This is a genomic window from Streptomyces luteolifulvus (assembly GCF_008806595.1).
In the GTDB taxonomy this organism is placed as follows: domain Bacteria; phylum Actinomycetota; class Actinomycetes; order Streptomycetales; family Streptomycetaceae; genus Streptomyces; species Streptomyces luteolifulvus.
The window spans coordinates 1-9,786 of sequence record NZ_VZRB01000076.1; the positions used below are offsets into that span (position 1 = coordinate 1).

A 9,786-nucleotide genomic window follows, 5' to 3' on the forward strand; every position below is an offset into this window, starting at 1 on the left:
CACCGGCCTGCCATTCGGCTCACCCGAAGAAGCCCTCGACTGTGCCTGCGGCCTCTACCTCAACGACCCCACCGCCTGGACCACACCACCCTCCACGAACTAACGCGGAGCAGCACTAGCCCTTTTGGGATGCCTCTCCCTGCGGAGATGCGTTCAGTCCGCCCGCGTAGATGCTGAGCACCTCCGGGGCCCAGCGGGCCATGCCGTCGCCCGACAGCGGGTCGGTGCCCAGGACTTCGGCAAGCCGATCGCGGAGCAGGAAGAGGGCCAGGTCGTTGGCGAGCAGGAAGGCCGCGCGCACCGCCGGCTCGCGGCCCGGTGCGGCCAGCCCGGCAGCCGCCAGCCCTTCGAGGGCGGCGCGGCTGAGCTCGAACAGGCGCTGGAACAACAGCCGTCCGGCGTCCGTCTCGGAGAGCAGCAGTCGGCGCAGGTAGCTCGGCAGAGGGGAGTCGGCCGGGAGGTGGCTGGCGAACGCTTCACTGAGGGAGCTCGCTCCGATATCGGGATCGAGGAGCTGGGCTCCACCCTCCCCGGTCAGCTCGCCCAGCATGGCGTCGAACGCGGCCAGGACGTACGCGTCGACCTCCTGACGCAGGCCGTCCTTCGAACCGAAGTGGTGCACGACCAGCCCGGCCGACACGCCCGCGGCCTCGGCGATCTGGCGCACGGTCACCAACTCCGGCCCGCGGGCGGCGAACAGCCGCAGAGCCTCGTCACGGATCACCGCCCGTGCGGTCCGATCGTCCGGGATTGAACGCATGTACAGTATATTAAACAAGCATGCAGTCAGTGTCCAGAGGTGGGTGGAGGGTGCCTCGGGCCCGTCTCTGCCGGTCGTTTTCCGTCAGGGAGCGCTGTGGTCGCCGAGGCGCTGCTCCCTGGCCGTGCCCATCATCCGGTAGTGGCCGCAGACGAAGACGGCGACCCGACTGCGGCTGGAGACGTCCCCGGAGGCGGCTCCTCCAACTGCTGTACAAGGGTGTCCTCCGGCGTGTCGTCAGGAGCGCCCGAACCTGTGGACAGCCAGGACCAGGCCCCCAGAGCCAGGGTGATTGCGGCAGTCGAGGCGACCACACGGCCTACGCGCCGGAATCTGGCTCGACCGTCCAGGTCCCGCCAGGCAGGGCCTACCCGCGGCTCGTCCGGCTGCCACAGCTCTCCGACCGCGTCCGTCTCGCAGTCGTGCGGCTGCCCCGGGCGCTGCTCTGGCCTGTCCGGGTTGCCAGTTCGGGGGCGCCACTCCGGTGATCGTGCCCGCGCGGAGGGTTCCTTCGGGGCGGACCGGCGGATCGCTGCCTCGCTGTCTGTAAGGAACTTCAGCCAGATCTCCTCTGGGGAGTCCGGCTCTTCGGGCGTTCCCTTGCCGTCCGGCCCTTGGGTTTTCACGGTCCCCATTCTTCCGTCGGCCTCGTGCATCGAGGCTGCAGACCGGCAGCGAGGTCCGGCGGTGGTCATAGATCTTCGGGCGGGGCCCGCCGACGGCCGATGCGCCGTCCGCTTACCTTGCCGATGTCACTCCTGGGCGCCGGACGGCAATCGACCGTCGGCTCGGCCCCCCCACTCGATCATTGCATGATGCAAAATGAGTTCGCCAGTCCCCTCGCTCACTTTCCGTGCGAATCCCCGTGACGGTTTGGGCGGGGAGGGCTCCCGGCCTGTGCGGCCAAGGTCGCTCGCACTTGTCTCCCCGGGGGGATGCTGATCGGGCGGCGGGTTTGTCGGACGGTGTCGCTCATGCGACCCGACCGAACCGAGGATTTGGAGATTCATGGTGGTCAGACGTATGGCTGACATCAGGTTCCGTGACGAGCAGGACAGAGACCGTTATGCACCGCATGCGCGCGCGATCAACGAAATGGTCGACGAACTGCGCGAGCAGGACGGCCGCGGCTGGATGCCGTATGTGGCGCCCTGGCACGGAGGAGTGGAGGCGCGTGTACTGAGCGTTCTCCGTGATCCCGGTCCCAAGACCCAAGATGGCGTCGGTTCGGGTTTCCTCTGCGTGGAAAACGACGACGCCACTGCCGAGCGGCAGTGCACGGGATTTGCCGAGGCGGGCATAGAGCCAGGCGACACCATGCCCTGGAACGCCTACCCCTGGTACATCAACCGTGCACCCAACGCCGAAGAACGCAGGGCTGGGATGACGGTCCTGGCACGTCTCCTCGGCCTGCTTCCGCGTCTCGAAGTAGTCCTCCTGCAGGGAGTCGATGCCCAGGACTGCTGGCGGCGGCTGGAGAAGGCTCATCCGCAGTTCATAGAGCAGGGTGGCTACGAGGTTGTCAGCACCTATCACCCCGGCAGGCAAGCTCTGTGGTCGCCTGACCCGGCCGTCCGTGCCGCCCGGGAACAGCAGCGACTCGACTCCTACCAGCGGGTGGCGAAGCTGCTCCAGCGATAGCCGTCACGAAGGCAGCCCCGCAGGGACGTCCCGCCCAGAACCGGGTTCGGGGCGGCGGTTCTTGGGGGGAGCCGATCGTGAAGCAGTGGCTGGCAATGGGATCCACAGGGCCAAGGAGGCAAACAAGCGTTCCTACGAGTGGGAGTACTGCGCGACAACCTGACTGTGGAACTGATCCACCAACACGCTCCGAACGTGATGATCCACCGTCAGCGGTCACTGCGCCGACCCGCAGGCAGACTCGCGCTCATGAACGACGTCGGGTCGCCATGCCGTCAATCAGTCCTCCACCTATTAGAAGGCTGCCGCCGGCATAGAGGTCATCACCTCGGTACAACGGAAACTGGCTACGGCGGCGTGACACCCCCGGACATCTCCTCCGGGGTGTCACGCGTGTGCTTGGCCGTGCCGACGGTGCCCGACGGCGGTGTCGAGGCGGACGAAGGGGATGGCTCGGCCAGCGTCGCGGTACGACGCCTCGCCGCCGTCGACGGGCAGTCCCAGGTACGCGCACAGGCGGCGGGCGGTGCGGGGATGTCGGCGGGCGTAGCCAGCCATGATTTCGGCGCCCTCGTCGGGCGTGAGGAAGTGTGCGGTGACGGCGTGCGGGCGGTTGCCGAACTGGATGAGGGTCTTCGGTTGTTCACTCAGGTTCTGGTACCAGTTGGCCTTCGGCCCGAACCCGGAGGCGATGATCCAGTTCGCATCGTCAGGGTCGTGGGACACCACTTCCAGGGCCACCAGGCGGTCGAGGCCGCTGATTCGGCCGACGTGGTGCAGCAGGAGTAGTCGCTTGCCGAAGAGGAAGCCGAGCCCTGTACGGAAGAGCAGGATCGGTAGCCGCGCGGCCAGGCGCCGCCAGCCGGTGGGGAGCGCGGGTCGGCGGGCTGTGGTGTCTCTGTGGGGCATGGAGCCTCCGCGGGTCGGGGATGTCGGCTCTCGGCCTCGATCGGGTAAAGGACCGGGTGCGAGCACCGCCTCGCGCACGCCACTTTTGCATAGTCTAAAGGTGGGGGAGGGGCGCCTGCAGAGTCTGGAGGCGGCTCTCGAGGGCCGCGACATCGCTGGAGTGCGTCATGACCGACAAGAATCCGCCGCCGAGTTGGACCGTGCTGTCCTGGATGCCGGCGGTGGTGATGGCGGTGGTCGCGGTGATGGACGTGGTGGCCGGGCCGGGGGTCGGGTTCCTCCCTCTGGTGTCGCTCGGGCCGGCCTTCTCCGGACTGGTCGGGGGGTGGCGTCGTACGGGGGTGTTCGGCCTCGTCGCGCTGGTGCTGTGTGTGGCCCTCGGCCTGTACGACGGGCTTTTCGAGGAGCGCAGGGGGTTCACCGCGCTGGCCTCGGTGGCCGGCGTAACCGGTGTCGGCATCGCGGCGGCCGTGATGCGCTCGCGGCGCGAGGGCGAGCTGGCCAGTGTCCGGTCGATCGCGGAGGTCGCCCAGCGCGTCTTGCTGCGCCCGGTGCCGTTGACCGCCGGGCCGCTGCAGGCGGCCGTGTCGTACACCTCGGCGGTCGCGGAGGCACGCATCGGCGGTGACCTGTACGAGGTGGTGGCCTCGCCGCACGGGATCAGGGTGATCGTGGGTGATGTGCAGGGCAAGGGCCTGGCCGCGGTGGAAACGGCCGCGGTCGTCCTTGGCGCCTTCCGGGAGGCGGCGCACGACGAGCCGGACCTCGTGGGGCTCGGAGAGCGGCTGGAGCGGAGCGTGGCCCGGGAGTTGGAGGGTGAGAAGTTCGTCACCGCGATACTCGCCGAGATAGGCGCACGCCACAGGGCCGTGTTCCTCAACTACGGGCACCCGGCCCCGATGGTCGTACGCGGGGACGGCACCGTCGATTTCCCGCAGCCGCCCGCCTACGCTCTCCCCCTGGGTTTGGGCGCCCACGGCAGCGACGGCCCGGAGCCCTACCGGGTGGACTTCGCCCCCGGCGAGCAGCTCCTCCTGTACACCGACGGCGTCACCGAGGCCCGCGACGAGGACGGCCGCTTCTACCCGGTCGGAGAGCGCGCGCACCTGCTGAAGGATCCCGACGCACACCGCGCCCTGGAGGCCCTGCGCGCGGATCTTGCCCAGCACGCCGACGGACCGCCCCACGACGACGCCGCGATGCTCCTGCTCCGCTATCACGGTCATGAGGAAGGAAAATCTGTTCCCATCAGGTGAGTGAGCAGCGACTTCGGCACGGTACAAAGGACCTATGCCGGAGTGTGAGACCCCCGCGGGGGCGATGGACGATGTGGACGTGGTGACCCGTGCGGTGCTGACCGCGTCCAGGCTGCTGGTTGCGGTCTCCGCCCGCTCCCTCGCCGAGGTCGAGGAACGCGTGACGCTCCCGCAATTCAGAATGCTGGTGGTGCTCTGCACACGCGGGGCCACCAAGCTGGTCACGCTCGCCGATCTGCTCCAGGTGGCGCCGTCCACCGCGATGCGGATGGTCGACCGGCTGATCGCGGCCGGGCTCGCAGACCGGCAGGCCAATCCCGACAACCGCCGCGAGACCCTGCTGCAGCTCACCGAGGAGGGGCGCCGCACGGTCGAGGATGTCACCGCCCGGCGCCGCACCGAGATCGCCGCGATCGTGGAGCGGCTCAGGCCGACGCAGCGGCTGGCCCTCATCGAGGCTCTCGCCGCGTTCAACGAGGCCGGGGGCGAGCCTCTCGCCCCGGCGCTGGACGATACGGAACCGCACCCGCTGGGCTGGACCGTGGACGTCCCGGTGGGGCGCGACGCCTGACAGCACCAGCCCCTGGCCGTCCCTGAGACGACATCGGTTCCTGTCGCCGGTGAGGCGGCCACCACGACCGAGCTTGCCCGGTCGGAAGGGCTGACCGACTGCTGGGGACTGCAACGGTGCGCGGGCTCGGGCTGCGTCTCGTTGCCCGAATCCGGAATCGATCGGGCCCGCAGGCTGCCGGAGCCGGACCTTCCGTCTGCCACCCGCGCAGGCGACGCTGGACGGGCCGCCGGAGCGGAGGGGCAACGGCACAAGCTGGGGGGAACCGCGCATGAACCAGATGGGGCCGCCCGGCCTGTCGCGCGCGGGTCGTATCCACTTCGTCCTCGCCTGGGTCCTGTGTGTGGCAGCGCTGCTGCTCGTAGCGGCAACATGGCTGCCCGGGCCGAGCAAGGTCCCCTTCGGCGCTGTAGGGGTAGTGTTCGTCGCGATCTTCCCGGTTGTCGGCGTCGCCCTTGTGCGCGTCCTGTTCTCCGAGGGCGGCAGAAGCCTGCTCGGCAGGGGCAACGGTGGTCGGATGGCCCGGTTCGCGTGGAGTCTGCCGACCGGTCTGAAGTGGTCCTACGCGTTTGTGCTCGCCACACTGCTGCTGGCCATGGCGACCGGGGGCGGGGCGCGGGATACCAAGACGGACGAGCATGGCAACCACTACTACACGAGGTGGAACAACACGGCGCTGCGCAGCGAGCGGGTCGTGCTCTCGGAGGCCGAGTACCACGAGGCGTCCAAGGCCCAGGCGCGTGTCTTCGCTTCCGGTGCAGCGCTGTTTCACGCCCTGGGCGGGTTTCTGGTTCTCGTGGCCGCGTCGCCGGCCGCGCCCCGGCTCGGAGCGAACGGATCGAAGCGGTCGGCGTGACGTGGTGAACCTCATGCCGGTTTGCGGGTCGGCCCAGGGCGCCGGGTTCCAGCCGTGCTCCCCTCTGCCCGGACTCGTTTTGCATAATGCAAGAGAATCGTGAAGGTGCGGTCGTGTCGCCTGATGTCGGCGTCCCAGCTCGCGAATATGCGGCCCGTACGTCTGACGGGCCGGGATGGCGGACGCGCAGGGCCCGCGAGGGGGACGGACATGCTCGGACGGCGTCGCTCCCTGCCCACTCCGGGGCGGCACCTGATGACGCGTCTGCGGACCACGGTGTGGGGACCGTCGGCCTGCCGCCGCGGTGGCTGGCGGCCGAGGGACTCGCTGCCGGGTGCGTCGGAGCGGTGGCGATCATCGGCACCGCGGTCGCCGGTGCCCGGTACGGGATTCCCGGGCTGGCAGACGGCGAGGGCGGCCTGGCGTGCGCGGCTGCTCTCGCGCTCTACCTTCGCGTGGTGCGGGCCGGGCGGGCGCTGGTCGGCATCGTCGCCGTGCTCGGGGCCTGCCCCGCGCTGCATGCGCCGCAGACGGCCGTGGGAGTGGTCTTGGCAGAACGGAGGCGGGTGGAGTCTGTGGTGGTGACGTCGGTCGAGGGCGGACCGGGAGCCGTATCCGGCCGCTGTCTCTGCTCGGTTTCGACCATGACGGCGTACCGCTGAAGGTCCGTATCTGGCGGGGCCGCGGGCAGGCGACCCTGCCCGGCGAGGCACTCGCAATCGTGTACGGCCCGCAGCGGCGGGTGCCGCCGCGCGGTGTGGAGGCAGGAGCACGCCCGGCGCATGCCGTGGGCGACCCGGGCGGCTGGACCGTCACGCTGCTCGGCGCGTGTCTGGTCGCGGTCGTACGCTCCTACCGGCTATGCGGCTTTGGTGAAGTTCTCTGTTGATCGTCGGATCCGGGTCTGCTGGCGGGTCAGCGCTTTGCCCACGGCGTCGGCGATGGCTTCGGTGCTGGTGTGGGCGCGTTGGGGATAGTCCTCGTACTTGGCGGAGCGCCAGATGCGTTCGATGTCGTTGAGTTCGGGGCTGCGCGGTGGGAGGTAGAACAGATCGATCCCGATCTTCGCAAGCTGGTCGCGGCGGCCCTTGAAGGCCTTGGCGGCGTACGCGGAGGCGTTGTCCAGCACAACCGTGCACGGCCGGGACCGCCGCCAGACCGGCAGCGCGGTGCCTGTGCCGTCCGCGGCCAGGGATAACGCGGCCGCGCCGCCGGGCCGGCCGGCCGGCTTCGAGCAGACGAACTCCAACAGCACAGCAGCGTCGATCTTGCCCGTGGTGTGCTCCCACACGAGATCCGGAGCGGTGCCGGTGATCAGCGCGCCCAGCACGTTGACCCGGCGGCCCTTGGTGTCCTCGCGTGGCACTACGGCCCGCTGTCCGGTGCGGGACCAGGTATAGCCGGTGGGCATGGTCGGAGCGAACCCGGACTCGTCCAGGAAGATCAGGTCCCGCGTGCCTGCGACGGCCTCCAGCCGTGCAGCCGTGTGCCCTCCAGCCGGGTCCGTGCGGCCTGCTGGAGGGCAGGGTCGGCCTTGGGCCGAAGGCTGTCGCGGGTGCGTTTCCAGCGGAAGCCGTCCCGTCGCAGCAACTCGGTCAGCCAGGCCGCGGACACCTCAACACCCCGTTCGGCCAGCAGCCATTCGGCCAGCCCGCTCGCAATCCAGGTGCGGCCCTCGTCCGCGGCAGCGTCCAGCAGAGCGGCGACCGCCCGCCGGTCCGCGGCCGTGATCCGCGGCTGTCGCCCGGCCCGCGGGGCTTCGGCCGGCGCCGCGAGACCACCGGCCTCGAACCGGTGGACCGCACCGCGCACCGTGGTCACGTCGCACTCCAGCAGACTGGCGGCCTCAGGCGCGCTCATCCCCCGATCGAGCAGACGGACCGCGTCCAGCCGCAGCCGCTCGAACCGGGGAAGGTCCCTGCGCGTCAACCACCGCCGCAGCTCTGCCCGCTGCTGCTCCGACAGCGACACCTTCAAAATCTTCGGCACCGGCCACCACCCCCCAGGAGGTGCTTACCCGAACCGAAGACCACATCACCGAAACCGCTTAGCCCAGCCCCCGGTCGCCCACTCCTGCCTGACCGGCCTTCGCCGCATGGTCCTGACCGGTCGGCGGAGACGCCCTTTTTGCTGATCACCGGACGGTTGGGCTGGGCGTCGGGGTCGGGGAACCGGTGTTGACGTTCAGGTCGGGGCGCGGAGTGAGGACGACGACGGGGGCACCGGGCTGGGGTGCGGGCGGCGTGAGCTGGTCCTTGGGTAGTTTCGGCGGTGTGGTCTGCTGGAAGTTGACCTGGTCGTAGTTGACCAGGCCGGTCTTCTCCAGGACCGTGATGTGGTCCAGGACCGTGTCGTTGGCCAGGTCGGCCAGCTGGCGCACCAGCGTGTTCTGGGTACTGGCGCGGATCTTGGCGATCGCCGGGAAGATCTGGCCGTGAGTGACGCGCATGATGTTGACCGCGGTGGAGTCGAACTCCTGGCCGCTCTTGGAATCCACCGTTGCCACGAACTGCTGCTGTTGTGGCGTGGCCTGGTTCGGCAGGGTGATGTTCAGCCCGGGGGCAATCTTGCGGCACATCGCGTCGAGTCCCGCGTGGCCGACGATGAGGTGCTCGCCGGCCTCCTTCATCTCCTTCGTCGTGCCGCGTTGCATCGCCATCTCCCCCAGTGGGTACTCCCACAGTCCGGCCGAGCGGACCTTCACCACGAAGTCGCGATCTGCCTCGGTCAGCGGTCCCCACTGGGTGTTGGCGATGATCCTGGACGCGTTCGTCGAGGCGTTCTGGATCCCGAGCATGGACGGGTAGGCGAGCGCGGAGAGGGTGAGTACCAGCGCCCCGCCCACGAAGACGGTGCCGATCGTGTTGCGGGAGATGGGCATTGCGACTCCTGACGTGAACGAGCTGTGTGTCAGGTGGTACGGGTGCGGAGTGGGAATTTTTCATTGCACTGGGTTAATTTCGGACCGTGCTTCACGGTGTACATCGCAGGTTGACGCTCTTTGGGCTCGGTGGCTGGGCGTGCGTACCGTCACTGCGGAGGACCCCCGCGCGTCGACGGCGGCGGCCATGTACCAGCCGGGTGGGACGGAGACGCGTCGTCGGGCACGCGGGCGGTGACTGCTGAGTCGGTGCGCCGGATGATGTCGAGGGCGACGGAGCGCTGGTCGAAGTTCGCGAGGTGGGTGGCGGATCCGGGGAGGATGAGCCGTACGCGGCTGATGCGGATCGGATCGGTGGTGCGCAGGACAACCCGGCCGCCGTGTTCGACCTCGGCTCTGCCGCCGAAGGCCAGATCCGGGCGCCCCGGTCGAGATAGGGAGGGGAGAGGAAGCGGAGGGCCTGACGGCGCGCGGAGAGCGGCTGCCGCACTGTCGTTTCCCCGCCGCTCGCGAATTCCGCCACGGTGGCCGCCCTCACGGCCGGGCCCCGAACGCCGCCGGTCGCGGTTCAGTTGACCCATGCTCCGGTGTCCGGCTTGGGTGCCCATGGGAGTTGTCGTGCTCCCTGGCCTGAAGTCCAGGGATTCCGGCCTGGGTCGTTTGACCCTTCCGGGGGCTTCCTGCTTCACCGCGCTGTGCGGGCACGTGTGCCCGTCTTACCGGCGCTCCACAGGCGTTTGGCGTCTCCGCCCGTCCGGTGGCGACGATGCGGCGTCCTTCGAAGAGAACGTTACGGGCTGCGTTGTGGTCGCGGTCGTGCACGGTGCCGCAGGCCCCGCACCTCCACTCCCGCACGTGCAGGGGCTTGGGGCCGTCCCTAAATCCGCAGGCCGAGCAGACCTGCGAGGACGG

12 protein-coding genes are annotated in these 9,786 nt (G+C 69.5%); 5 read left to right on the forward strand and 7 right to left on the reverse strand.

Going from position 1 to position 9,786, the window contains the following annotated elements:
* Window positions 1–115 precede the first annotated feature (115 nt).
* On the reverse strand, window positions 116–760 hold the full coding sequence (locus F7R91_RS41275) for a TetR/AcrR family transcriptional regulator (RefSeq protein ID WP_150958955.1): 645 nt from the start codon (window positions 758–760) through the stop codon (window positions 116–118).
* 1,008 nt (window positions 761–1,768) lie between these two features.
* Between F7R91_RS41275 and F7R91_RS41285 the strand changes: the two genes are divergently transcribed.
* Window positions 1,769–2,401 (forward strand): uracil-DNA glycosylase, encoded by a 633-nt coding sequence (locus F7R91_RS41285; protein ID WP_225321127.1) that lies wholly within the window; start codon window positions 1,769–1,771, stop codon window positions 2,399–2,401.
* 387 nt (window positions 2,402–2,788) lie between these two features.
* On the opposite strand, the gene F7R91_RS41290 is transcribed toward F7R91_RS41285, so the two are convergent.
* Window positions 2,789–3,310 carry a nitroreductase family deazaflavin-dependent oxidoreductase gene (locus tag F7R91_RS41290; RefSeq protein WP_150958961.1) on the reverse strand — a complete coding sequence of 174 codons (522 nt, stop codon included), beginning with the start codon at window positions 3,308–3,310 and terminating at the stop codon, window positions 2,789–2,791.
* 167 nt (window positions 3,311–3,477) lie between these two features.
* On the opposite strand from F7R91_RS41290, the gene F7R91_RS41295 reads away from it, so the two are divergent.
* The 4 genes from F7R91_RS41295 (at window position 3,478) to F7R91_RS43615 (ending at window position 6,655) form a co-directional block, all read left to right on the forward strand.
* Window positions 3,478–4,566 (forward strand): PP2C family protein-serine/threonine phosphatase, encoded by a 1,089-nt coding sequence (locus tag F7R91_RS41295; RefSeq protein WP_150958963.1) that lies wholly within the window; start codon window positions 3,478–3,480, stop codon window positions 4,564–4,566.
* Window positions 4,567–4,600: 34 nt separating this feature from the next.
* Entirely contained in the window at window positions 4,601–5,137 is a 537-nt protein-coding gene (locus F7R91_RS41300; RefSeq protein ID WP_150958965.1) for a MarR family winged helix-turn-helix transcriptional regulator, read from the forward strand.
* 271 nt (window positions 5,138–5,408) lie between these two features.
* Window positions 5,409–5,993, forward strand: coding sequence for a hypothetical protein (locus tag F7R91_RS41305; protein ID WP_150958967.1), 585 nt, complete (start codon window positions 5,409–5,411; stop codon window positions 5,991–5,993).
* Between the two features lie 278 nt (window positions 5,994–6,271).
* A complete protein-coding gene (locus F7R91_RS43615; RefSeq protein ID WP_225321128.1) occupies window positions 6,272–6,655 on the forward strand; it encodes a hypothetical protein in 384 nt (127 codons plus the stop codon).
* A 197-nt stretch (window positions 6,656–6,852) separates the two neighbouring features.
* On the opposite strand, the gene F7R91_RS41315 is transcribed toward F7R91_RS43615, so the two are convergent.
* From F7R91_RS41315 to F7R91_RS41335, 5 genes are all read right to left on the reverse strand, one after another.
* A complete protein-coding gene (locus F7R91_RS41315; RefSeq protein WP_150958969.1) occupies window positions 6,853–7,404 on the reverse strand; it encodes a transposase in 552 nt (183 codons plus the stop codon).
* Window positions 7,405–7,436: 32 nt separating this feature from the next.
* Window positions 7,437–7,982 carry a helix-turn-helix domain-containing protein gene (locus tag F7R91_RS41320; RefSeq protein WP_150958971.1) on the reverse strand — a complete coding sequence of 182 codons (546 nt, stop codon included), beginning with the start codon at window positions 7,980–7,982 and terminating at the stop codon, window positions 7,437–7,439.
* A 145-nt stretch (window positions 7,983–8,127) separates the two neighbouring features.
* The gene (locus tag F7R91_RS41325; RefSeq protein ID WP_191971890.1) at window positions 8,128–8,874 is read right to left on the reverse strand and encodes a DUF4142 domain-containing protein; all 747 of its coding nucleotides are present in this window, start codon (window positions 8,872–8,874) and stop codon (window positions 8,128–8,130) included.
* Window positions 8,875–9,023: 149 nt separating this feature from the next.
* A complete protein-coding gene (locus F7R91_RS41330; RefSeq protein WP_150958973.1) occupies window positions 9,024–9,482 on the reverse strand; it encodes a galactose oxidase-like domain-containing protein in 459 nt (152 codons plus the stop codon).
* On the reverse strand, window positions 9,409–9,786 hold a 378-nt coding region (locus F7R91_RS41335), incomplete at its 5' end, for a zinc ribbon domain-containing protein (RefSeq protein WP_331000741.1). The genes F7R91_RS41330 and F7R91_RS41335, both read right to left, overlap by 74 nt.